Below are 21,265 nucleotides of genomic sequence, written 5' to 3'. Positions count from 1 at the left end.
CCTCCTAAATTTGCGCGTCGCTGGCAGCCTGAAGAGTGGCTTGTACGGTGACCTTTTTGCCGCTCCGGATCAAAGCGATCTCAACGGAATCTCCCGCCCGCTTCCCACGCAGCGCCCGCGGAATCGAATTCCCATCCTCGGCCTGGCGGCCATTGATCTGCACCAGCAGATCGCCACCGATTTCAATGTAGTAGCGTCCAATCTGCACCGTGCGAGTACCACCCTTAATGCCGGCCTTTGCCGCCGCCGATCCTGCACGGACCTTCGTTACCAGCAAGCCACCTTCAGCCGGATAGCCAAGCTCCTGCGCCAGATCCCCGGCAATCGGCAGTACCTCGACACCGAGAATCGGCGGGGCATACTTGCGGCCGCTCGAGTAGGCGTCCAGCATTTCACGGGCGCGATTGATCGGCATCGCAAAACCGATTCCGATCGAACCGTTCGGGCCATAAATCGCGGTGTTGATCCCGATCACATTGCCCTGCGAATCCAGCAGCGGCCCACCAGAATTGCCAGGGTTGATCGAAGCATCGGTCTGAATCATACCCTCCAGCGTGCGGCCATTCTCATCGCCGATCGCACGTCCCATCGAACTCACAATTCCCGTTGTCAGCGTCCCCTCCAGACCAAAGGGATTGCCAATCGCCAACACCTTTTGGCCGATCTGGACTTTGTCGCTATCGCCCAACCGCAGATTCGCTAGCTTGGCGCCTTTCGTCTCCACCTGAATCAGTGCCAGGTCATTGTCCGGATCCTTATCGAGAACAACCGCTTTGTAATTCTTCTTGTCCGTTGTCGTGACGGTCAGTTCCTGCGATCCATTGACGACATGGAAGTTCGTAAGAATCTGGCCCCGGTCATTGATCACAAAGCCCGAACCCGTCGCCTTAGAGGGATAGACCTGGAGGAAAAAGTCCTGCCGCAGCGTTGTCGAGGTGATGAACACCGTCGCCGGATGCGCCATCTTGTAAATCTCGACGTTGTTCACTTCGTCGCTGGACAAACCAGCCCCCCGGGTCACCGAAGGCCCCGACCACAAGGGCGCGCCTGTATCGGCAACGGCCCCACCGGTGGCACGGCTCAACAGGCCCCGTGGATTCCACTTGGCAACCGAAGTTGCATAAACAAATCCACCTACAATCACCGCCACAAGTCCAATGATTCGCAATTTCATAAAGTCAGGCTCCGCAGCGCGGAATACACCGCGCGAGTTTGTTCCAATGTCGATTCCAGCGTATCCGACGTATCGATGACATAGTCGGCATACTTCTTCTTCTCATCGGCCGGCATCTGCTTAGCAATCCTGCGGCGTGCCTCCTCCCGCGACCAACCACCTCGCGCCATCGCCCGCTCCACCATCATGTCTTCAGGACACCAAGTCACAATCAGTTTGTCAAAATTCTTGTAATTCCCCGTCTCGATCAAAATTGCGGCTTCCACCACCGCAATCGCCTGCCCTTCCTCCTCTTCGCCCACTTGCCGCAACCATTCCGCCTCATAAGAAAAGACGGCGGGATGAATGATACTGTTCAATTTTTCCAGCGCGCCGCCCTCGTTAAATACCACCATCGCCAGCCGGCGGCGTTCGATATTCTCATTGGCGTCGAGTATCGCCCGCCCGAAAGCCCCCACCACGGCGTCATAGCAAGCCCCACCGCTCTCGAGTAATTTATGGCCCAATTCATCCGCTTTCAACAGATGACAACCCAGCCGCACGAGTTCCTGGCCCACCAGACTCTTGCCGGTGGCCATCCCACCGGTCAACCCCACCTGGATCATCCTGCGTTCTCGGCCGCCTGCACCGTATTCGCCATCAACATCGCAATCGTCAACGGACCCACCCCACCCGGCACCGGCGTATAGGCGGAGCTCAGCCGCGCCATCGCTTCCGGGTCCACATCGCCGGTCAACCGGCCGCTCACCCGGTTCATTCCGACGTCGATCACAACGGCGCCCGGTTGGATGTGATCGGAGCCAATGTACTCGGCCCGTCCGATTGCCGCCACCAGAATATCGGCGCGTTTGCACTCCTCCGCCAGGTTCACGGTGCGGCTGTGGCAGATGGTCACGGTTGCGTTTGCCTGCAACAGCAGAATCGCCATCGGCTTGCCGACAATCTCACTGCGGCCCACTACCACCGCCTTACGTCCCTCGATCGGAATCTTGTAGCGCCGCAGGAGTTCCATGATGCCCGACGGGGTACAGGGGCGCAAACCCGGTGCACCAGCCAGCAGACGTCCGGCATTGATCGGATGAAAACCATCGACATCCTTCGCCGGGGCAACCGCTTCGAGAATCCTTCCCGCGTCCACATGGGGCGGCAGCGGCAACTGCACGAGAATGCCGTGCACCTCGGGATCAAAGTTCAGTCCCCGGATCAGCGTCAAAAGGTCTTCGGTGCTGATCGAAGCGGGCGGCGACAACTGCCGGCTCTTGATCCCAATCGCCGCGCAGGCAGCGATCTTGTTCTTCACATAAACCTGACTCGCCGGATCATCGCCAATCAACACCACCACCAATTGCGGCGGCGCAGCCAAGGCCGCAACGCGAGGCTTCAGCTCACTCAAAATCTGGTCACGAATCAATTTGCCGTCGAGGATGGTTGCCAAACCGCGGCTCCTTTCAGTTGTCTTTGATAAAACAGCGCCCCCGCCCCAATGAAGAGACAGGCAACAAGTGCAATCTTCGGTTCAATCGTCAGCCCAAAGATGGTCATCCAGGCCCCCACCACGATGAACACAATGGGGAGTAAAGGCCAAAGGAACGAGACAGGCGCCAGCCGCTTCCATCCAGGACGCTTGCGGAAGAGAAACAGCGACGCCACGCTCATCACCGAGAAAAAATTCAGCGTAAACCCGATAAAAAAGAAGAGCGAGGGAAGCGTAGTGAGCGTCATCACCATCGCCACGATCGCTTGCATCAGAATCGCTGGTACCGGTGTCCGCCAATGGGGATCCACCTTCGCCGCCGTCGCAAAGAAGGCTCCATTGCGAGCCATCGCATACACCACGCGCGGCCCCACCGTCACCATGGCATTCACCATCGCCAACAGGGCAATGGCGATCAGCGCGCTAAACAGGCCTGCCACCTGCGATCCAAAGAGCCGCGAGGAGGCCAGCGACCCGATCGTCGCAATTCCCTTCATCGCACCCAACGGCGCGGCGTAGACATAAACCATGTTCAACACGAGAAATAACACGGTCACCAGCGAAGTTCCGATCATCAGCGCACGGGGCAGATTCTTCACCGGATCGCGAATCTCTTCCGCAATATAGGTCGCGGCATTCCAGCCGGAAAAGCTGACATAGACATAGAACAGGCTGATGCCAAACTGTGCCCCCAACGGGATGCTCGATTCGCGCAGAGTCGGTAAAGAGAAATTATCCCAATTACCGGTGCCCACCGTGAGCCCCAGCACCACAAACGTAGCAATGACGCTCAGCTTCAAACCAGTGAGAAACTTCTGCAGCGCAGCGGCCCGTTGCACGCCAAACAGATTGGCGACCGTCACCACGCCGACCGTCGCACAAGCCAGAATCTGTGCGCCGCCAATCTGCAAACTCCAGAGCCCGCTCCCCACATGCCAATACACATTGTTCTGTTTGAAAGCCGGAAAGAAGAAGCCGCAATAGTCGGCAAAGGCAAGTGAGGTGGCAGCGACAGGCGCGGCAAAACCGGCAATAAAACTCGTCCACCCGGTCATGAATCCCCACACCGGCCCATAAGCCTGCGTCAGAAAAACATACTCGCCGCCGGAAGACGGGAAATTCACACCCAGCTCGGAGTAGCAAAGAGCACCAATCAGCGCGATGATGCCCCCCGTAAACCAGATCGCAAAATAAAGCCGTGGATCGCCAAGATCCCGCGCCAGAAAGCCCGGAGTCGTAAAAATACCGGTGCCCACCATGTTCGAAACGACAAGGGCAACCGCAGCACTCAAGCTGATCTGTCGCAGAAGACTGGGGCCGGAGAGAGTCAAACTACTAGGATAGCGGTCCCCGGAAAAATCGGACTCACTCTGGCCCTATTGCAGCAGTTTCCCTACGGGAATTCCCGACAACTCGAGGCTCGGACCCAGCTCTCCCGGCAGCCGTTCCTTGCCAAACAGCATGCGCAGCCGCGAGTTGAAGATCTGAAAGGTCGGCGTGTCGCTCGCCAACTCCCACGCCTTGTTCACAAACTCTTCCGGCGTGCGCGGACTCTTCTTGCCTTCGGCAATCGCGAAATCCACGCAGTCGAAATAGAGTCCGATCGCCACTTGCGGATCAATTGCCGCATGCAGTTCGGCGAGCGTCGCCCACACCAGAATCGGAGCTCCACTTTCCCGTACAGCCGCAAGCGCTTCCGGCACTTGCCCCTCCAACAACAACACGTCGACATAGAGGCCGCGCGCATGTTCTTCGGCAAACTCCATCGCCCGGTCCCGCCACAGCTTCCCATGCCCGGTTTGCGCCGCCACGCCCAACAAAGCGTCATAGGATTCCCGAGTCGCATCCTTTTCAAATAGGAACCAGCGATACTCAAGCGCCTCGTTCACCTGCTGCTGCGCCTCCAGCCGCGTGGCCAGATAACGGGCCAGCGACGGGCTCGGCGCCTGCTCATAAGCCTTCTTCACCGCCTGAATTGCATCCATCGGCCGCTGCCGCGCATCGAGAAAATCGGCAACCCGCAGCACTTCATCCGGTAACCGCGCCATCGCCAGCAGAATCGTCACCTGCTCCTCGAAATCTTCGCTGATCACAGCCCATTCGTAGAGCATCATGCGCCGGTTGGAATACTTCCGCAATTCCGTCCGCGTTCTGGCGGTCTGCGCCGCCAGCTTCGCCACAATCCGGTAGGTCGGCTCGAGCAACTCGCGAAATCGCCGCAGTCCCGCGACACCCAGTACCGTTGCAAAACGCGCCGGCACATCTGGAAGGAGATTGGCCTCCGCATTCTCCCGCAACCCGAATAAGCGTTTGGCCAACTCCAGTGGCTCTGGCTGCAGCAACTCGCAAGTCGAAAGATATAGGGTCGTATACTCACGCTGCAACTGATCGAGCTGTGCCTGTGGCTTCTCATTGGCCACCATCTGATCCAGAGCCACCATGACGTGCTCAATCAACCCCAGCATCTCATCGCGAAAGCCATAGTCAAGGCAGGCCCGGATTGCTTCGAGCAGAAAGCGGCCGGTCTTCACAATCGAGGCCGGCGTCAGCTTCTTCCGCGAACCCACCAGCGCGCCAAACTCCGCAATCGCTCTGCGCACCGACTCCAACGCAACTTCCGGCGAAGTATGGGTTCCCGCATAGAACTCCAGCCGTTGCCGAAAATCAGAAGAATCCTTTGCGACTCCCAGAATCCATTCCGCCAACTCTTCCCTGGAGTGCGTCAGCAGAAACTGGCGCATTTCCTTCTTGATAAAAGCCACAGTTCTTTTAGGTTAACTTGAGCCATCGTACAAGCAATAGACCCGCCACAATCGCAAGTCCCGCACTGAGCCCAATCCAAAGCCCGGCAACCCCAAATCCGGCCCCGAAACAAAGCCAGGCGCCCAGCGGCAAGCCCAACACCCAATAGCCGACAATCCCCGCCAGAAACGGCGCATGCGTATCGCCCTTTCCCCGCAAAGCCCCGGTCGCCACAACCTGCACACCGTCAAACAATTGAAAGGCGGCAGCCCAGAACAGCAACGGAACGGCATACTCGATCACCCCGCGATCCACCGTATAGATCCCCAGAATGAATCGCGGCACCGTAAACATGAAGACGGCGGACAAGCTCATAAACAGGGCGCCCAACGCCAATGCCGTATTGCCCGCCAGGCGGGCGCCGCTCCCATTGCCCGCCCCAACCTCGTTCCCCACCCGCACTGCCGCAGCGCTCGAAATGCCCAGCGGCACCATGTAGGCCAGCGCCGCATGATTCAAGGTCACCTCATGCGCGGCAAGCGCAACCGGGGGAAAGCGGCCAGCCAGTACGGTCGCCGCGCCAAACACCGCAATCTCGAGAAAGATATGCCCCGCCGCAGGTGCTCCGAGCACGACCAATTGCCGCAGACGGGCCCACTCTGGCCACTCCCAACGCAGCAGACCGGTATCGGCCCGCCGCTCTCGCAGCCACAGCACCACAAATAGAAACAACGCCAAATAAATGCGAGCGCCCACCGTCGCCCAGGCGCTTCCGGTAACACCAAGTTGCGGAAAACCAAGATGCCCATAGATCAGCACCCAATTCAGAACCAGATTGATCAGGTTCGCACTCAAGAGTGCGGCCGTGATTGGCCGGACAATGTGCAGACTCTGCAGATAGCGCCGCTGCGCCGTATAGAAGGAAATCGGAAACACGCTCAGCGCCAGAACATAGGTGAAAGGCTCCGCCAGATCCATCACCCGTGCATCGATGCCCCAAAGGCGCATCAAAGGCACCAGCAACCACATCGCCACCAGCAACACCGGCGCACAGAATGCGGCGAGCCAAAGTCCCTGCCGCAGCGAATGATTCGCATCGTCAAGATCCCCGGCGCCATAAGCCTGCGAGATGAGCGTATCGAGCCCCAGCAACATCCCGATCGCAATCAGGCCAACCGTATGAAACAGAATGTTGCCAATGGCCACCGCGCCGATCGCCTCAGCGCCCAACCTTCCCACCATGATGGTGTCCACCACACCCATCAGCATCCAACCGAGCTCTGCCAGGATCACCGGAATCGCGAGCTTCGATAAAAGACGCAGTTCCCCCCGAATCGGATGAATTGACATTCTGTCAGTATCCCATCGGTCAGAACTTGTAATAATGCTCAGCAGTGCCTGAATTCGAATGGTGGCGATACGCCACGGGCGCGCTTTGCGCCTTCATGGTTGGGATCGCAAAAACGGGAGTTCCCGGCCTCAGCATTCTCACTGTCCCCGTCATGGTCTTAACCGTAGGAGATGCGCGCCTGTCAGCAGGCTGGATGCTCCCCATTCTCTGTACGGCGGACCTCTTTGCCGTCTACTATTGGCGGCATCACCCCGCTGCGGGCAAGCTTCTCTCCCTCGCCCCCTGGGTGCTCCTCGGCATGATCGGCGGCGCACTGACCTTGAGCCTGCCCGAAGCCTACCTGCGCCCCATCGTCGGCCTGATCATCCTCATCATGCTCTGCCTCTACCTTTGGAGGCGGCGTCATGCAGGTGAGGCCCCGGCCGCCCATCCCTTACCCTATGGAGTCGCGGCTGGATTCTCAACAACCGTCGCCAACGCCGCCGGACCGGTGATGAGCCTATACCTCTTGTCGAAACGCCTTCCCAAGGAAGAATTTGTCGCCACCGGCGCGTGGTTCTTCTTCTTTATCAATCTGCTCAAACTCCCGATCTACGTCTGGCAAGGCCTTATCAGCAAACAATCGCTCAGCTTTGGTGCCATGATGGTCCCCGCCGTCATTGCGGGCGCCCTCACGGGCCGCTGGGTCATCCAACACATCCCCCCCAAAGTCTTTGAGGCCACCATCATCGTTCTCACTGCTGTCTCGACGGTTCTTCTATTCCTGCGATAAAGAAGTCCACAAGAGATAAGCGAGCAGCGTCAGTACTGCTTAGGATAGACGCATGCAAATTCGGATACTTCTCGCGCTGACCCTCGCAATGGCGGGTGCCCTGCCCGCACAGAGTACATGGAATCAGTTGTCTTTCGGGATGAGTCTGGAGGAACTCCGCGCGGCTCTACTCCAGCAGCAACTCCACCTCCAGCAGTCGGACACAGAGTGGCAAGCCGTCCCCAGATGGGATCTCTCCTTGCCCGGCGTCAAGTTCCCCTTCCACTTTTCCGTTCGCTTCTCGTTCTCGAATGCCGATCGCCTCGAGCGTATTCGTCTCTTCCTGCAAACCGATCTGCACCGCGCCGAAGGAGTTTCCCCCAGCGACCTGGCAACCATCGCCGCCACCGCCATCCACGAACAGCTCCTTGCCAAATACGGAGCCCCCCTCAGCCAGTCCGGACTCTGTGATGCCCTCGTGACAGAGGATCTGAACGCAAAGTCACCGCACGCAGAATGCCGGGCTTTATGGCGAGCCGCCGACCAGACCATCACCTTGCAATGGAGCTACGGCGAGGAGAACGCGCGTGGCCGCAGATTTCTCCTCACCCTCAGCTACCTCGTCTCGCGCAGCGGCGGTCTCTAGCCAGCCTTCCCACGAGGCACAAACTTCAACGAGACCGAGTTCATGCAATAGCGCAGTCCGGTCGGCTTGGGACCATCCTCAAACACATGGCCAAGATGCCCGTCACAGCGGGCGCACAGATTCTCCACGCGCCTCATGCCGTAGCTTTGGTCCACCACGTCTTTGATGTTCTCCCGCGCGATCGGCTGGTAGAAACTCGGCCAGCCCGTTCCCGAATCAAACTTCGTTGCCGAATCGAACAAGGCCGTGTCGCAACAGATGCAACGATACAACCCATCCGCATAGTTCTTATTCAATTTCCCGGTAAAGGCCCGTTCCGTGCCGTGCTCACGCGCGACCTCAAACGATTCCTTGGACAGCAGCTTCTTCCACTCCGCATCGGTTTTGACAATGGGATCCACTTCCACTACACCAGTCCGATGGCCAGCGGCGTCGAACTCGACAATCTTGATCTTCTTCGGTGCGGCGGCCGCCGCACCGAGCCCAAATGTTCCCATGCTCATTAAGATACTCCTGCGATTGAAAAGGCGATCGAAGAGTCGCATTGCTATTTCCTCTTTCGGACACAACCCGGAAACATCTTCTTCAGCTTCTCCACCTTCGGATCGCTGACATTGACGATGTACGGATTCTGTCGATTCTGTACCGCGTAATTCTGGTGATAGCTCTCGGCGGTATAAAACTTGTCCAGCGGCTCAACCTTTGTCACGATCGGACTCTTGAAGACTTTGGCCGCATTCAATTGAGCGATATAAGCCTCAGCAATTTTCTTTTGCTCGGGATCCGTAAAGAAAATCTCACTCCGATACTGTGGCCCGACATCGGCGCCCTGCCGGTTCAGCGTCGTCGGATCGTGGGCAACACTGAAGAAGATCTTCAGCAGTTGTCCATAGCTCACTTTCGACGGATCGTAGGTGATGAGAATCGATTCCGCGTGCCCCGTGCGTCCTGTCGACACAATGTCGTACTTCGCCGTCTCCTTAGTGCCGCCTGCATAGCCGGAAATCACATCGTCTACGCCTTCCATGATTTCAAACACCGCTTCTGTACACCAGAAACAGCCGCCCGCCAGCACCGCGGTTGCTTTCCCTGGGCTCGTTGCCAGTTTCTGGTCGACTGCCGGTTCCGGAAAATCTGCTGCTGCCATCACGGTTCCTCCATGAACACTCATCAAAAGGCCCAATGCTGCGGGCATCCATCGCTGGCTAAAATTCTTCATTGCGTCGCTACCATCCATTCTCTTAGATGAAGATATCCTCTCTAAAATCTACATATTCTTCGCGAGGTGTGCGAAAACTTTCTTGCCTCATAGTGCATCCTATACTCAGCAGGCGCCTACGCAGCGCTGGAATCAAGTTCAAAGAGGGTAATAGTTTATGAAAATTAGTCAATTTTTCGTAGGAATTCTGGCCGCAACGCTCATGCTGTCAGCACAGAATGTCGCCAAGAAGGCCGCCGACGCAACCGGACACGGTGCGAAGGTGGCAGCCGAGAAAACCAAGGATGTCGCCAAGGACGTCGCGGAAGGCACTGAGAAGGGGACCAAGCACGCTGCAAAGAAGACGAAGGAAGTCAGCAAGGACGTAGCAGAAGGAACCAAAGAGGGGGCTAAGGAAACTGTCAAGGGATCCAAAGTCGTAGGCAAGGACATCGCCAAGGGGACAAAGAAGGTCGGCAAAGCCGTCGAGAAGCCCTTCGAAAAGAATTAAGTTCCAAAACAAGAACACCAAAACAAGAACAATCGAGAGGCGCTCCCACCGGGGCGCCTCTCTTGCTTTTGGATCGTCCCCGCCACCTCCCATTCCGGCGGATTGAAAATAGCCTCCAGAAGCGACATGTATTTTTTCGCCCACCGCGTCTTATGAGCAGGGAGGTTCCATAGAGAACTCATGAAAACAAAGATCACTTTTGCAACAACGATTTTGGCGATGAGCGCACTGTTCGCCCAAAGCACACCACCTGCAACAAACCAGGCTCCGACGAAGGCTGAGAGGTCCAAGTCCGGCAAGCATAAGAAGCACAAGAAGGACGCCGCCACGACTCCTCCGGCCCGCTAGACCGCCGATTCAAATTCGTTCTTGGAACCTGGGTGCCGCGCAAGCGGCACTTTTGGTGTTTCTCCTCCCTCCCAAGGCTTACACTGTTCACAATGCCTTTTCCCGCAAAAACAGAAGCTGCAGCAATTCTCCAGGCTGCGTTGGCCATTGTGGAGCAGCAGGGCTGGGAGTCGCTATCGATGCGGAATATCGCCGCTTCTCTGGGCGTCCGGGCCTCGAGTTTGTATCATCACTACGCGGACCGCGCAGCACTGGAATCCGCGCTCGGAGCGCTGGCCACCCGCTCTCTGCTCGAAGCGATGCAGTCCGCAAAAGGACTGAAAGCGATGTCTCTCGCCTACATTCGCTTCGCACAGGAAAACCAGTCGCTCTACCAACTCATCACCATCCCCAATGCCCAACCGGAATCAAAAGAGATCTGGAATGTGCTGCTCGCCGCGATCGCCAAACAGAACAAAACCCGGCGGGACCACACCCCTGCCATCCTCGCGCTCTGGTCCTATCTGCATGGCTACGTGACTCTGGAAAGAGCGGGTCAGTTTGGAACGGCCAACTCGCAATTGGCTTTTGAAAAAGGCCTTTCCGCACTCCTCAAGAGCTTTGCCTGAGGACCCGGTTATACTGACTGCACCGCCATGCTTCGTCGCAGTTTCCTTGCCTCCACCGCCGCCTCCCTGGCCTACGACCTCTCCGCCCAGACTTTCGATGTCCAGAAAAAACGCCGTGTCGGACTCATTGGTTCCGGCTGGTATGGCAAATCGGACATCCTGCGCCTGGTCCAGATTGCCCCTGTCGAGATCGTGAGCCTCTGCGACGTCGACACGGTCATGCTCGACAAGGCCGCTGACCTGGTCGCTTCCCGTCAGGCCTCAAAAAAGCGGCCCCGCCTCTTCACCGACTACCAGAAGATGCTTGCCGAAAAGGATCTCGACCTGGTCGAGATCGCAACTCCAGACCACTGGCATTCGCTCGCGATGATCGATTGCGCGCGTGCCGGCCTCGACCTGTATGTGCAGAAGCCGATTTCGGTCGACGTCATCGAAGGGGAAAGCATGCTGGCGGCTGCCCGCAAGTACAATCGAACGGTCCAGATCGGCACCCAGCGCCGCTCGACACCCCATCTGATCGAAGCCAAGAATCGCTACATCGACGAAGGCAAGCTCGGCAAAATCGGCCTCGTCGAAATTTATTGCTACTACCACATGCGCGCCACGCAGAATCCGCCAGACTCCACTCCGCCTGCGAATCTCGACTACGAACGCTGGACCGGGCCTGCGCCGATGCGTCCCTACAACTCGCTCGTCCATCCCCGCACCTGGCGCGCCTTCAATGAATATGGCAACGGCATCATGGGCGACATGTGCGTCCACATGCTCGACATGGTGCGCTGGATGATGAATCTTGGCTGGCCCCAAAGCGTCTCCTCGACAGGCGGCATTCTCATCGACCAGGCATCCAAAGCGAACATCCCGGACACCCAGGAAGCAAGCTTTGACTTTGGCAATGTGAAAGTCATCTGGACCCACCGCTCCTGGGGTGCCCCGCCCGATCCGAAGTACCCCTGGGGCGCCACCTTCTATGGAGACAAGGCAACACTCAAGGCGGGCGTCCAGGGATACGACTATATCCCGCTCGCTAAGGGCGAATCGCCGGTCCACAAGGACGTCACCTATGAGTTTGAGCAATACCCGGAAGACCGCACCGAAGCCGATCTCGAGCGTCATGTCGCGCCCGCCATCCGGGGACATATGCGCGATCTGCTCGCCGCCATCGACAATCGCTCGCGGCCCGTCGCCGATATCGAACAGGGCCACATCTCAACGGCATCCTGCATCCTCGCGAACATGGCAATGAAGCTCGGCCGCACGCTGCGCTACGATTCCCAAACGAGAACGGTCCTCAATGACAACGAGGCGACGGCAATGCTCCGGCGGCCCTATCGTGCTCCTTATATCCATCCGGAGCCAGACAAAGTCTAAGACTATTCCTGACTGCGAACCAGCGGAGCCGCCCCTTCAGCTCGTTTCCGTTTCAGGTGCAGAACCCGGGTCTTCTGGACTTCGAGTTCCGCGCTCCGCTCCGGATACAAGGTCAGGAAATGGTCGAGAATCTTCTCGCCCTCGTCATAGTCTTTGGCGGACATCTTCGCTTCATATAACAAGAGCGTGGCCTCAGGATGGTCAGGGGTGCGTGCAAGAATCCCCCGGAGCAACTTCTCCGCTTCGGGCAACTCCATGAGTTCCACCTGCATACTAGCCAGGCTCAGCCGCGCCGAGTTATTATCGGCAAACTCGATGGCGCGCTGGAAAAAATCACGAGCCTCGCGGTAGTTTCTCCGGCTCGCCTCAATGGTTCCAAGAGCGTTGAACCCGCGCCCGGCGAACTCCTTATCTTTGTCGGCAAGGGCATAATCGACTAACTTCCAGGCGGTCACAGTCGCCCGATCATACATGCCCGCTGTGAACAGCGATCCGGTAACGGCCTCTAACGCGGTGAGACTCTGCGGATCAACGGTGAGTTGCTGCTCATGCAGTTTCAAAGAGGTCTCGTAGTCGCGAGTCCGCAAATGGCTCACAACGGCTAAGGGAATCGCGACTACGGCAATCAAAGCAATCCGCGCCCAGGTGGGACGGACCCAGCGCCAGATCCCGATCACCAGCAAGGCCAGGAAACTGGCGCCCGGAAGATACATCCGATACTCCATTGCGGGTTCGTACGGAATCGGAATGAAAGTTGAAGTCGGCAACAGCACTAATAACGGAAATAACAGAACGATGCCAAGCCAGCGCGACTTCCGCAACAGGTAAACCGCGAGGCACAGGTAAAGAACAATTCCAATCAATTGCGGCACCCATTCCTGCCACTGCGCCACGGGCCGGTAGAACGGATAGAACTGCAGCTTCGTGGGCCAAAAGAGCTTCCGGAAATAGTCGCCGATGATGCCGCATTCCGTCTTGAAATACTCCCAGGGATGAGCAAGCGGCATTCCTGCTGCGCCGATCTGCGTCCGGCGCGAACCACGCAGATGGTAGGCAATCATCAACAGCCAGACCGAGGTCAACACGATGTAGTAGCGCATGCGCTGCAAGAGCGTCGGGATGATGCCAACCCCACTCCGCGCCCAGTCCACCATCAGGATCGCGCCGGGCAAAGTGACGGCCACCTCCTTTGATAGGATCGAGGCGACACCCAGCGGGATACTGATCCATTCCCAACCCCGCAGGAAGGCAAGCAAGGCGAGCACGTAGAAGAAGACCATCAACGATTCCGTGCGGCAGGTGACATAGGCAACCGGCATCGTGGAAAACGGATGCACGGCCCAGATGGTCATCAAGCTGATGCCCATCAAGACCCCTTGCAAAGTTAGATTCTTCTCAATCGTCTTCCAGACGGTGACAAAAAACAGGAGAATCAGCCCGCAGTTCGCCCAGTGGATGAACAAGTTAGTGAGGTGATAGCCAAAGGGATCGACACCGGACCAGGCATGATCCACCATGGAGACAAAGCCCGGAACGGCATGATGGTCATAGGCACGCGTGTCGGCATGGCCCCGGAAGAGCATCACCAGATTGTGAACGCTGAAGCTGCGGAACTCTGAGTTATTGACGATGCCAACCTGGTCATCGAGAAGAAATGGCGCCTGCAAGGCCGGGTAGAAAACGACCAGTAATAAAGGCAAAGTTGCGAGCCAGGCGAGCAGAATATAGAGGCGATTGCGATTCGGTGCAGCGAGTTCTTCCACGTCTCTAGCAGACTACCACCAAGCTAACGTTTTGGGACCTGAACCACCACTTCCCGCGGCTTCTCTGTCGCCGTCTTTGCCGATACCTGGATGCGATTGATCACCCGAGTCGCACCGGAACTCTTTGCCATCCGTGTTGCCGCGCCCTTATGCTGGGCGATCTTGACATTGCCCTCCCACTCCACGACGCCTTGCTTCACTTGGAACCGGAGCCCGTCACTCTTTAACTTGGAACGGGTCAACTTTGCCCGGAGCCGGGAGGAGATCACCGCATCAGAGTCGGCACTGTAAGCCAGGCAGCAAGCCAGCAACAGCCGAAGCACAAAGAACATCGCACGAGTATAAGCGATAATCAGGGCAAGGTGGCAGCGGAACTTAGCGTTGAAGAGCTCAGGCGCATCCCGGCATTTGCGGACTTGAGCGAGGCACAATTGCAGTGGTTTCTCGATCGCTGTGAGCTACTGACCTATGAAGCCGGGGACTATCTAAGCCATGCCGGAGATCCGGCCACCCACATGACGATCATCCTCGAGGGGAACATCCAGGTACGCAGCGACCGGCCCGATGGTCCCTTCTTCACCCTCCATGCGGGAGCGATTTCGGGCGTGCTTCCCTTCTCCCGGATGACAGCCTACCCGAATCCCTCCCGTGCCACGGCACACACACGTGTTCTGCGCTTTCCCAAGCAAGACTTCTCCGCCCTCTACCAGGAGTTGCCTGAGCTCATCCCCCGCCTTGTCGGGATCCTCACCGATCGCGTTCGCGAAGTAGCCCGCCAGACCACCCAGACGGAGAAACTGGCCGCGATCGGCAAGCTCTCCGCCGGTCTTGCACATGAGCTCAATAACCCTGCCGCCGCCGCGCGGCAAGCGACCACCAGTGCACAGAATCTTTTCGCCTGTTACCGGGAGACCCTCGACGAACTTGCGGTCAAGTGCGCTTCCGCCGAAATCTACGAACAGGTGCGCGCCTTGGAAGCGCGCGCCACACAAGCGGTGGCGAGTCCACCAGTGATGGATTCCCTCACCCGCAATGACCTTGAGGAGTCCATTGCCGAGTGGTTCCGGTCTATTGGAGTCGAAGAGAGCTGGCGTTGCGCTCCGGCCTATGTTGATGCTGGTTTTAATCTCCAGTCGCTCCAGGAAGCAGTGTCTGCCTGGCCGCCCGACATTCGCGAATTGGCAATCTATCGCGTGAGTTCCTCGATCGAGATGGCCCAGGTGCTCACCCAGATGGATCATGCCACCAAGCGGATCAGCGATCTGGTTTCGGCGATGAAGAGCTATTCGTTCATGGATCGTACGTCCTTGGCGGAATTCGATCTGAATCAGAGTCTCGAAACAACACTCACACTGTTCAGCTTCCGCACCAAGCATGGCTTCCAGGTGGTCAAAGAGTATGACTGCAAACTCCCGAAGATCTGTGCGCATGGCGGGCAGTTGAATCAGGTCTGGACGAATCTGATCGACAATGCGCTCGATGCCATGGAGAGTGACAAGCATCGGAAGTCCCCCTCCATTCTCCGCATCACCACCCGGCTGGAGGTCGACTATGCGGTGGTCGAGATTGCGGACAACGGCCCCGGAATTCCGGTAGAGTTGCAGGGGAGAATCTTCGACCCCTTCTTTACCACCAAAGACCAGGGAGAGGGCACGGGCCTGGGCCTCGATACGGTGTACCACATCGTCAAACAACACAACGGCGACATCCGCTTCACCTCTTCTGAAGAAGGCACCAGCTTCTGTATCCGCCTGCCGCTGCATCCATGATCCGCTTCACCGACGTCTTCTTTGAAAGCCGCATCCAGGGAGTGAGTTGCGAGTTTCCAGAAGGCCGCACCACCGCCGTGCTCGGAGGCAGCGGCAGCGGCAAGAGCACCTTACTGCGGCTGACCAATCGCCTGCTGCTGCCGACCAGCGGGACCATCCAAGCCACCGGGAAGATGGGATTTGTGCCCCAGCAGCTCGGACTCTTTCCGCATTGGACCGTGCGCCGCCAGATCGAACGCTTCGGCGGCGACGCCAGGCAGCTTGCCGCGGCGGTCGGCTTGAGTGAAAATCTGCTCGATCGCTATCCCCACCAACTTAGTGGAGGCCAGCAGCAGCGTGTTGCGCTCGCGCGCGCCTTATCCGGCAACCCACCGACCCTGCTGCTGGACGAACCCTTCTCCGCCCTCGATCCGATCTTACGGAGAGACCTGCAGCAACTTGTCCTTGGTCTCCAGCGCACGGTAGTATTTGTCACGCATGATGTGCGCGAAGCCTTACGAGTGGCAGGCCATTTCCTCTTTCTCCGGGAGGGCCGGGTGATCTATGAGGGTGCAGACATCCAAGCTTGTACAGACCAGGAAGTGCAGGCTTACTTCGCATGACGCGCACCATTGTGGCCCTGAGTCTTGAACATCTGGTGCTCGTGTTCGCCGCCGTCAGCTTGGCCTGCCTGGTTGCGATTCCTTTAGCGGTGTGGTGTTTCCGCCATCGATCGCCGGGGAGCCTGGTGTTGCGGCTGGCGGACATCATCCAAACCGTGCCGAGCTTGGCACTGTTTGGACTGTTGATTCCTTTTGCCGGGCTCGGGCCGAAGCTGGCGATCTTTGCCCTCTTTCTCTATGCGCTGCTCCCCATCTTGCGCAGTACCGTTGTTGGACTGGAGGGCGTGCCTGTCGATGTCTTGGAGGCGGCCACCTCTCTCGGGATGACCGCATCGGAACGTCTGCGGGAAGTTGAGTTGCCACTCGCTGCCCCATCGATTCTGTCGGGCCTGCGCATCGCTACCGTCACCACGATCGGCACAGCAACAGTGGCTGCGGCGATCGGCGCCGGAGGATTAGGCGTCTTGCTCTATCGAGGTCTCGCTACAGTGGAAACGAGCCTGCTGATTGCCGGCGCTGCACCGGCGGCGCTGATGGCAATTGCGGCAGATTTGGGGTTCCAATGGATCGAAGGAAAGTACTCTTACTCACGCCGCTCGCACTAACACGGTGTGGGCCCCACAGCGGGATCACCGTGGGTGCGAAGAACTTTGTGGAACAAGACATCCTGGGTGAGATTCTCGCGAAACAACTTGCCTCATTCGGCGTCCGAAAGAAGCTCCATCTGGGGGGCAGCTTTGTCGCGCATGAAGCGTTGATCAGTGGGGCGATCGACCTCTATCCGGAATACACTGGAACCGCGTTGAGCGCCTGCTTAAAGCTTCCGCTCACGCGGACCGGAGTATTTGAAACGGTGAAGAAGGTCTATGCGGAACGGTACCAGGTGGAGTGGGGTTGGCGGCTGGGTTTCGCCAATACTTTCGCCATGGTGGTGAAGCAAAGTGAGGGCATCAGGAGTCTGAGTGATGCAGTGCAACGGAAGAAGGGTTGGCGGCTGGGCGTTGGGTATGAATTCGAACAAAGGCCCGATGGCTGGCAGAGCTTCCGCAAGACTTATCCGCTCAGAACTAGTGGGGAATTAAAGACGATGGACCTGGGATTGATCTATCGCGCGCTCGCAAACGGGGATGTCGACATGGTGGCCGGCAATTCGACAGACCCGGCGTTGGTGGACGGCAACTTCGTCGCCCTGGTGGACGATCAGAACTTTTTCCCTCCCTATGAAGCGTGTCTCGCCGTGCGGCAAGACGCCTTGCAAAGAGTCAGTGGCCTGCGCGCAAAACTGGACCAATTGACAGGGAAGATCCCGGTGGAGCAGATGCGAAAATGGAACGCAGAGGTGAGTTCCGGACGCGCGAGTGCGGAATCCATTGCCGCGGGAGTGACCTTTGCCTAAGCCTTTCTTGCTGACTGTCGACGATGATCCAGCCGTCCTGCGGGCGATTGAGCGCGACCTGCGCAACCACTATGCAGCAAGCTATCGCATCCTCCGCGCGGACAGTGGCAAGGCAGCGCTCGAGTTGTTGGAGCAACTGGCGGAACGCAAGGAAGACCTGGCGCTGATCCTTGCCGACCAGCGGATGCCGGAGATGGACGGCGTACAGTTTCTAGTGAAGGCGCGTGAGATCTTTCCCGATGCGCGGCGGGTGTTGCTAACCGCTTATGCCGACAACAGCGCCGCGATCGCGGCGATCAATGATGTCCGCCTCCATCACTATCTGATGAAGCCCTGGGACCCGCCCGAGCAGAACCTCTATCCTGTGCTCGACGACCTGCTCAACGATTGGAAGGCTGAGTACGAGCCGCCCTTTCGCGGGATCAAAGTGATTGGACAACGCTGGAGCCCGGAGGCGCATCGCATCAAGGATTTCCTCGGCCGGCATCATGTTCCGTTCCGCTGGGTGGATGTGGCCGAAGCCGAACGGGACCCGGCCTTCATGGGCTTCCTGACCGACAAGAAGAAACTACCGCTGCTCGTCTTTGCCGACAACACTTGCGAGGACTGCCCGGCATCTGAGGCGCTCGCCGAACGGTTGGGCCTGCACATGCGCGCCGATACGCAGTTCTATGATCTGGTGATTGTCGGTGGCGGGCCGGCTGGGTTGGCCGCCGCTGTTTACGGAGCAAGCGAAGGATTGAAGACCCTCATGATTGATCGCGAGGCGCCCGGCGGACAGGCCGCGCTCAGTTCGCGCATTGAGAACTATCTTGGCTTCCCGGCCGGGCTGAGCGGCGGAGATCTGGCACGGCGCGCTGTCGCGCAGGCACGTAAGTTTGGGGTGGAGATTCTAGCTCCGCAAGAGTGTGTGCAGCTTCGGACCGATGGCGAGTACCGTTATTTGAAGATGGCGGATGGGGCAGAGGTTGCCGGTTCCGCCGTCTTGCTCTCGACAGGTTTGTCCTGGCGGCGGCTCAATGTGCCGAATATGGATCGGCTGACCGGCGCCGGGGTTTACTATGGCGCTGCCACCACCGAAGCCCCGAGTTGCCAGGGCGAGGAAGTCTATGTGATCGGTGGAGCGAACAGTGCGGGACAAGCCGCCATGCACTTCTCGAATTATGCAAAGAAAGTGATCATGCTGGTGCGTGGCGATGGACTCTCCGCAACCATGAGCAAGTATCTGATCGATCAGATTGCCGCAACGCCAAACATCGAAGTGATCTCGCATACCGAGGTCGTAGGCGTCGAGGGCAAAGATCAGCTCGAATGGATGACGCTAGCCAACCGGCAGACAAACGAAGAGCACCGCGTCCCGGCGAGCCTCCTATTTATCTTCATTGGTGCGCAACCCTGTACGGATTGGCTCCAAGGGACCTTGTGTCTCGACGACCATGGCTTTGTGCGCACGGGCCCGATGCTGAAGAAGGATGGGCAGGTGACGCAACGCTGGCCGCTCACGCGAGAGCCAATGCTCCTGGAAACTTCGATGCCCGGCGTGTTTGCGGCTGGTGATACGCGGAGCGGGAGCGTCAAGCGCGTAGCCAGCAGCGTGGGCGAGGGCAGCGTGGTGGTGCAGTTTGTCCACCACTTTCTAGCCGGAGTCTAAGCCATCCGGCCGAACTTGAACCGCTTCGGAGGCGTGGAGGGAGAGGGTGCCGGTTTATTCTGACGCAGGCGCAGAATGAGCGCCATGATGGCACTCTCAATCTGATCGCGAACCTCACGATGGACGGCTTGCACTTCTCCGATAGGGTCCCGGACCCGCCAGCTTTCTGTTGGGATGCCAGCGGCAAAGTGCGGCAGAGGCGCACCGCTCATGTTGATGATGAGAGCGGGCGGCGGCTTCATCGCGAGTTCGATCGGCTTCGGAAACTGCTCGTCGAGCGAGATCGATCTTTCCTGCATCACGGCCTTGGTATTGGGGTCGATGATCATGGCAGGCGAGAGACCGGCGCTGACGGCTTCGATGCAATCGTGGCCGTAGGCGCGGGCAAAGCCTTCCGCCATTTGGGAGCGGCAGGAGTTGCCGACGCAGAGAAAAAGGACGCGGGTCTTCATTGGGGTAGCGAGTTGAGAAAGTGGCGGTGGACCTGGATGTCGTCGGTCAACTCCGGGTGGAAGGTGGCGGCCAGGTGCATGCCCTGTTGGACCAGCACCGGCGTATCGAGATAGCTGGCTAGAACTTTGACCTCAGGCCCAATGCTGCGGATGATCGGCGCGCGGATGAAGACTGCCTCCAGCTTGCCGATCGTGGAATCGAGTTCGATGATGCGTGAATCGACCTGCCTGCCGTAGCCGTTGCGCTCGACTGCGATGTCGAGGACACCGAAGGATTTCTGCGCCGGAGAAGTGACTTCATTCGCCATCAGAATCGCTCCCGCGCAGGTGCCGAAGACCGGCTTCTGCTGGCAGAAGTGCTGGAGCGGCGCAAAGAGGTCGAAGTACTCCATCAAGCGCAACATCGTCGAGGACTCGCCCCCCGGCAGGACAAGCGCGTCGACCTGCGCGAGCTGTTCTGCCGTGCGGACCTGGATGTGTTTGGCACCAGCACGCTCGAGGGCGTGCTGGTGCTTTTCAAAATCACCTTGCAGGGCAAGGACGCCGATGACTTTGCCGTTACCAGCCACGGCCCGCCATCAACTCCTCTTGCGGGATCTGCTTGACGTCGAGACCCTTCATGCCGTCGGGCAGGCCGATCATCGACTCCATGACCTTCTTCGGGTCCTTGTAGTGCAGGGTGGCCTGCACGATTGCCTTCGCAAAGGCTTCGGGCTCCGAGCTCTTGTAGATGCCTGAGCCGACGAAGACGGTTTCCGCGCCGAGGCTCATCATCAGCGCGGCGTCGGCCGGGGTGGCGATGCCACCAGCCGAGAAGTTTGGCACCGGCAACTTGCCGTGCTTGGCACAGTACTCGATCAGTTCAAAGGGCGCCTGGTGGTTCTTGGCGGCAACCATCAGTTCGTCGTGATTGAGCACGGTCAACTGGCGCATTTCGCGGACGATGGTGCGCATGTGCCGTACAGCTTCGACAACGTTTCCTGTACCAGCTTCACCCTTGGTGCGGATCATCGCCGCGCCTTCGCCGATGCGGCGGAGCGCCTCACCGAGGTTGCGGGCACCGCAGACAAAGGGGACGGTGAAGGGGTGCTTGTCGATGTGATTCTCGTCGTCGGCCGGGGTGAGCACTTCGGATTCGTCGATGAAGTCGACTTCGAGCGCTTCGAGAATCTGCGCTTCGACAAAGTGGCCGATGCGGGCCTTGGCCATGACGGGAATCGACACGGTCTTTTGGATCTCGCGGATAGTTTCGACGGGCGACATGCGCGCCACGCCACCTTCCTTACGGATGTCCGAGGGGACCTTGATGAGGGCCATGACGGAGACGGCGCCGGCACGTTCGGCAATGAGGGCCTGCTCGGCGTTGGTGACGTCCATGATGACGCCGCCCTTGAGCATTTCTGCCAGGCCGATTTTCTTACGGAATGCTTCGTTGAGAATCATGATATTTGCTCCGGA

The 21,265-nt window shown here is 58.4% G+C and carries 24 protein-coding genes; 11 read left to right on the top strand and 13 right to left on the bottom strand.

The features are described from left to right. Positions 1 to 4: 4 nt before the first annotated feature. The 6 genes from M017_RS0118505 to M017_RS0118480 are packed head-to-tail and all read right to left on the bottom strand — an operon-like array spanning position 5 to position 6,740. Complete coding sequence (locus M017_RS0118505; RefSeq protein ID WP_031499637.1) at positions 5 to 1,174, bottom strand: S1C family serine protease; 1,170 nt, start codon at positions 1,172 to 1,174, stop codon at positions 5 to 7. Further along, positions 1,171 to 1,779, bottom strand: coding sequence for a dephospho-CoA kinase (gene coaE, locus M017_RS0118500; RefSeq protein ID WP_031499636.1), 609 nt, complete (start codon positions 1,777 to 1,779; stop codon positions 1,171 to 1,173). The genes M017_RS0118505 and coaE overlap by 4 nt, the downstream gene beginning before the upstream one ends. Then, complete coding sequence (folD, locus tag M017_RS0118495; RefSeq protein ID WP_031499635.1) at positions 1,776 to 2,609, bottom strand: bifunctional methylenetetrahydrofolate dehydrogenase/methenyltetrahydrofolate cyclohydrolase FolD; 834 nt, start codon at positions 2,607 to 2,609, stop codon at positions 1,776 to 1,778. The genes coaE and folD overlap by 4 nt, the downstream gene beginning before the upstream one ends. Then, positions 2,582 to 3,979 carry an APC family permease gene (locus tag M017_RS0118490; protein ID WP_051670453.1) on the bottom strand — a complete coding sequence of 466 codons (1,398 nt, stop codon included), beginning with the start codon at positions 3,977 to 3,979 and terminating at the stop codon, positions 2,582 to 2,584. The genes folD and M017_RS0118490 overlap by 28 nt, the downstream gene beginning before the upstream one ends. 45 nt (positions 3,980 to 4,024) lie before the next feature. Beyond that, entirely contained in the window at positions 4,025 to 5,410 is a 1,386-nt protein-coding gene (locus M017_RS0118485; protein ID WP_031499633.1) for a hypothetical protein, read from the bottom strand. 7 nt (positions 5,411 to 5,417) lie between these two features. Next, on the bottom strand, positions 5,418 to 6,740 hold the full coding sequence (locus M017_RS0118480) for an MATE family efflux transporter (protein WP_035957868.1): 1,323 nt from the start codon (positions 6,738 to 6,740) through the stop codon (positions 5,418 to 5,420). Between the two features lie 44 nt (positions 6,741 to 6,784). Between M017_RS0118480 and M017_RS0118475 the strand changes: the two genes are divergently transcribed. Together M017_RS0118475 and M017_RS0118470 are read left to right on the top strand one after the other, a co-directional pair. Then, positions 6,785 to 7,513 carry a sulfite exporter TauE/SafE family protein gene (locus M017_RS0118475; protein WP_031499631.1) on the top strand — a complete coding sequence of 243 codons (729 nt, stop codon included), beginning with the start codon at positions 6,785 to 6,787 and terminating at the stop codon, positions 7,511 to 7,513. A gap of 52 nt (positions 7,514 to 7,565) precedes the next feature. Beyond that, positions 7,566 to 8,138, top strand: coding sequence for a hypothetical protein (locus tag M017_RS0118470; RefSeq protein WP_155121484.1), 573 nt, complete (start codon positions 7,566 to 7,568; stop codon positions 8,136 to 8,138). On the opposite strand, the gene msrB is transcribed toward M017_RS0118470, so the two are convergent. Both msrB and msrA read right to left on the bottom strand, forming a co-directional pair. Beyond that, a complete protein-coding gene (gene msrB / locus M017_RS0118465) occupies positions 8,135 to 8,641 on the bottom strand; it encodes a peptide-methionine (R)-S-oxide reductase MsrB (protein ID WP_051670632.1) in 507 nt (168 codons plus the stop codon). The genes M017_RS0118470 and msrB overlap by 4 nt on opposite strands. A 44-nt stretch (positions 8,642 to 8,685) precedes the next feature. Next, on the bottom strand, positions 8,686 to 9,357 hold the full coding sequence (gene msrA / locus M017_RS0118460) for a peptide-methionine (S)-S-oxide reductase MsrA (RefSeq protein WP_080508025.1): 672 nt from the start codon (positions 9,355 to 9,357) through the stop codon (positions 8,686 to 8,688). A gap of 157 nt (positions 9,358 to 9,514) precedes the next feature. Between msrA and M017_RS0118455 the strand changes: the two genes are divergently transcribed. The 4 genes from M017_RS0118455 to M017_RS0118440 all read left to right on the top strand — a co-directional run bounded on the left by M017_RS0118455 (position 9,515) and on the right by M017_RS0118440 (position 12,174). Beyond that, positions 9,515 to 9,847, top strand: a complete 333-nt coding sequence (locus tag M017_RS0118455) for a hypothetical protein (RefSeq protein ID WP_031499626.1) — start codon at positions 9,515 to 9,517, stop codon at positions 9,845 to 9,847. Between the two features lie 180 nt (positions 9,848 to 10,027). Next, complete coding sequence (locus tag M017_RS29435) at positions 10,028 to 10,195, top strand: hypothetical protein (RefSeq protein ID WP_155121483.1); 168 nt, start codon at positions 10,028 to 10,030, stop codon at positions 10,193 to 10,195. Between the two features lie 92 nt (positions 10,196 to 10,287). Beyond that, positions 10,288 to 10,803, top strand: a complete 516-nt coding sequence (locus tag M017_RS0118445; RefSeq protein ID WP_051670448.1) for a TetR/AcrR family transcriptional regulator — start codon at positions 10,288 to 10,290, stop codon at positions 10,801 to 10,803. Between the two features lie 27 nt (positions 10,804 to 10,830). Continuing rightward, on the top strand, positions 10,831 to 12,174 hold the full coding sequence (locus tag M017_RS0118440) for a Gfo/Idh/MocA family protein (protein ID WP_031499623.1): 1,344 nt from the start codon (positions 10,831 to 10,833) through the stop codon (positions 12,172 to 12,174). A gap of 2 nt (positions 12,175 to 12,176) precedes the next feature. On the opposite strand, the gene M017_RS0118435 is transcribed toward M017_RS0118440, so the two are convergent. Together M017_RS0118435 and M017_RS0118430 are read right to left on the bottom strand one after the other, a co-directional pair. Then, complete coding sequence (locus M017_RS0118435) at positions 12,177 to 13,937, bottom strand: tetratricopeptide repeat protein (protein WP_031499622.1); 1,761 nt, start codon at positions 13,935 to 13,937, stop codon at positions 12,177 to 12,179. Positions 13,938 to 13,960: 23 nt separating this feature from the next. Next, positions 13,961 to 14,269 carry a BON domain-containing protein gene (locus M017_RS0118430; RefSeq protein ID WP_080507931.1) on the bottom strand — a complete coding sequence of 103 codons (309 nt, stop codon included), beginning with the start codon at positions 14,267 to 14,269 and terminating at the stop codon, positions 13,961 to 13,963. A gap of 30 nt (positions 14,270 to 14,299) precedes the next feature. Here M017_RS0118430 and M017_RS0118425 point away from each other — a divergent pair, with 30 nt between their 5' ends. From M017_RS0118425 to M017_RS0118405, 5 genes are read left to right on the top strand one after another with little or no spacing between them, the layout of a single operon-like run. After that, positions 14,300 to 15,706, top strand: a complete 1,407-nt coding sequence (locus tag M017_RS0118425) for a sensor histidine kinase (RefSeq protein WP_080507930.1) — start codon at positions 14,300 to 14,302, stop codon at positions 15,704 to 15,706. Continuing rightward, positions 15,703 to 16,308, top strand: coding sequence for an ATP-binding cassette domain-containing protein (locus M017_RS0118420; protein WP_031499619.1), 606 nt, complete (start codon positions 15,703 to 15,705; stop codon positions 16,306 to 16,308). Before M017_RS0118425 ends, M017_RS0118420 begins: the two co-directional genes overlap by 4 nt. Then, complete coding sequence (locus tag M017_RS0118415; protein WP_031499618.1) at positions 16,305 to 16,913, top strand: ABC transporter permease; 609 nt, start codon at positions 16,305 to 16,307, stop codon at positions 16,911 to 16,913. Before M017_RS0118420 ends, M017_RS0118415 begins: the two co-directional genes overlap by 4 nt. After that, positions 16,871 to 17,704, top strand: coding sequence for a glycine betaine ABC transporter substrate-binding protein (locus tag M017_RS0118410; protein WP_080507929.1), 834 nt, complete (start codon positions 16,871 to 16,873; stop codon positions 17,702 to 17,704). The genes M017_RS0118415 and M017_RS0118410 overlap by 43 nt, the downstream gene beginning before the upstream one ends. Beyond that, positions 17,697 to 19,355: an NAD(P)/FAD-dependent oxidoreductase gene (locus M017_RS0118405; RefSeq protein ID WP_031499616.1), complete on the top strand. Its 1,659-nt coding sequence runs from the start codon at positions 17,697 to 17,699 to the stop codon at positions 19,353 to 19,355. The genes M017_RS0118410 and M017_RS0118405 overlap by 8 nt, the downstream gene beginning before the upstream one ends. On the opposite strand, the gene M017_RS0118400 is transcribed toward M017_RS0118405, so the two are convergent. Genes M017_RS0118400 through pdxS form a run of 3 tightly spaced genes read right to left on the bottom strand, consistent with a single transcriptional unit; the run spans position 19,352 to position 21,250 of the window. After that, positions 19,352 to 19,807, bottom strand: a complete 456-nt coding sequence (locus tag M017_RS0118400) for an arsenate-mycothiol transferase ArsC (RefSeq protein WP_051670440.1) — start codon at positions 19,805 to 19,807, stop codon at positions 19,352 to 19,354. The two genes, M017_RS0118405 and M017_RS0118400, sit on opposite strands and share 4 nt — an antisense overlap. Then, the gene (gene pdxT / locus M017_RS0118395; RefSeq protein WP_031499614.1) at positions 19,804 to 20,376 is read right to left on the bottom strand and encodes a pyridoxal 5'-phosphate synthase glutaminase subunit PdxT; all 573 of its coding nucleotides are present in this window, start codon (positions 20,374 to 20,376) and stop codon (positions 19,804 to 19,806) included. Before pdxT ends, M017_RS0118400 begins: the two co-directional genes overlap by 4 nt. Then, positions 20,366 to 21,250, bottom strand: coding sequence for a pyridoxal 5'-phosphate synthase lyase subunit PdxS (pdxS, locus tag M017_RS0118390; RefSeq protein ID WP_031499613.1), 885 nt, complete (start codon positions 21,248 to 21,250; stop codon positions 20,366 to 20,368). Before pdxS ends, pdxT begins: the two co-directional genes overlap by 11 nt. Positions 21,251 to 21,265 lie beyond the last annotated feature (15 nt).

This window comes from Bryobacter aggregatus MPL3, assembly GCF_000702445.1.
Lineage (GTDB): Bacteria > Acidobacteriota > Terriglobia > Bryobacterales > Bryobacteraceae > Bryobacter > Bryobacter aggregatus.
The sequence above is the reverse complement of the archived record's forward strand: the minus strand, read 5'-3'. Positions and strand labels throughout refer to the sequence as shown.

What these genes read in the sequence shown, in the direction of transcription:
- M017_RS0118505 (WP_031499637.1), bottom strand. Translation starts at nt 1,174, where the DNA reads ATGAAATTGCGAATCATTGGACTTGTGGCGGTGATTGTAGGTGGATTT.
- coaE (WP_031499636.1), bottom strand. Translation starts at nt 1,779, where the DNA reads ATGATCCAGGTGGGGTTGACCGGTGGGATGGCCACCGGCAAGAGTCTG.
- M017_RS0118480 (WP_035957868.1), bottom strand. Translation starts at nt 6,740, where the DNA reads ATGTCAATTCATCCGATTCGGGGGGAACTGCGTCTTTTATCGAAGCTC.
- M017_RS0118470 (WP_155121484.1), top strand. Translation starts at nt 7,566, where the DNA reads ATGCAAATTCGGATACTTCTCGCGCTGACCCTCGCAATGGCGGGTGCC.
- msrB (WP_051670632.1), bottom strand. Translation starts at nt 8,641, where the DNA reads ATGAGCATGGGAACATTTGGGCTCGGTGCGGCGGCCGCCGCACCGAAG.
- msrA (WP_080508025.1), bottom strand. Translation starts at nt 9,357, where the DNA reads ATGAAGAATTTTAGCCAGCGATGGATGCCCGCAGCATTGGGCCTTTTG.
- M017_RS0118455 (WP_031499626.1), top strand. Translation starts at nt 9,515, where the DNA reads ATGAAAATTAGTCAATTTTTCGTAGGAATTCTGGCCGCAACGCTCATG.
- M017_RS29435 (WP_155121483.1), top strand. Translation starts at nt 10,028, where the DNA reads ATGAAAACAAAGATCACTTTTGCAACAACGATTTTGGCGATGAGCGCA.
- M017_RS0118445 (WP_051670448.1), top strand. Translation starts at nt 10,288, where the DNA reads ATGCCTTTTCCCGCAAAAACAGAAGCTGCAGCAATTCTCCAGGCTGCG.
- M017_RS0118440 (WP_031499623.1), top strand. Translation starts at nt 10,831, where the DNA reads ATGCTTCGTCGCAGTTTCCTTGCCTCCACCGCCGCCTCCCTGGCCTAC.
- M017_RS0118430 (WP_080507931.1), bottom strand. Translation starts at nt 14,269, where the DNA reads ATGTTCTTTGTGCTTCGGCTGTTGCTGGCTTGCTGCCTGGCTTACAGT.
- M017_RS0118420 (WP_031499619.1), top strand. Translation starts at nt 15,703, where the DNA reads ATGATCCGCTTCACCGACGTCTTCTTTGAAAGCCGCATCCAGGGAGTG.
- M017_RS0118415 (WP_031499618.1), top strand. Translation starts at nt 16,305, where the DNA reads ATGACGCGCACCATTGTGGCCCTGAGTCTTGAACATCTGGTGCTCGTG.
- M017_RS0118410 (WP_080507929.1), top strand. Translation starts at nt 16,871, where the DNA reads ATGGATCGAAGGAAAGTACTCTTACTCACGCCGCTCGCACTAACACGG.
- M017_RS0118400 (WP_051670440.1), bottom strand. Translation starts at nt 19,807, where the DNA reads ATGAAGACCCGCGTCCTTTTTCTCTGCGTCGGCAACTCCTGCCGCTCC.
- pdxS (WP_031499613.1), bottom strand. Translation starts at nt 21,250, where the DNA reads ATGATTCTCAACGAAGCATTCCGTAAGAAAATCGGCCTGGCAGAAATG.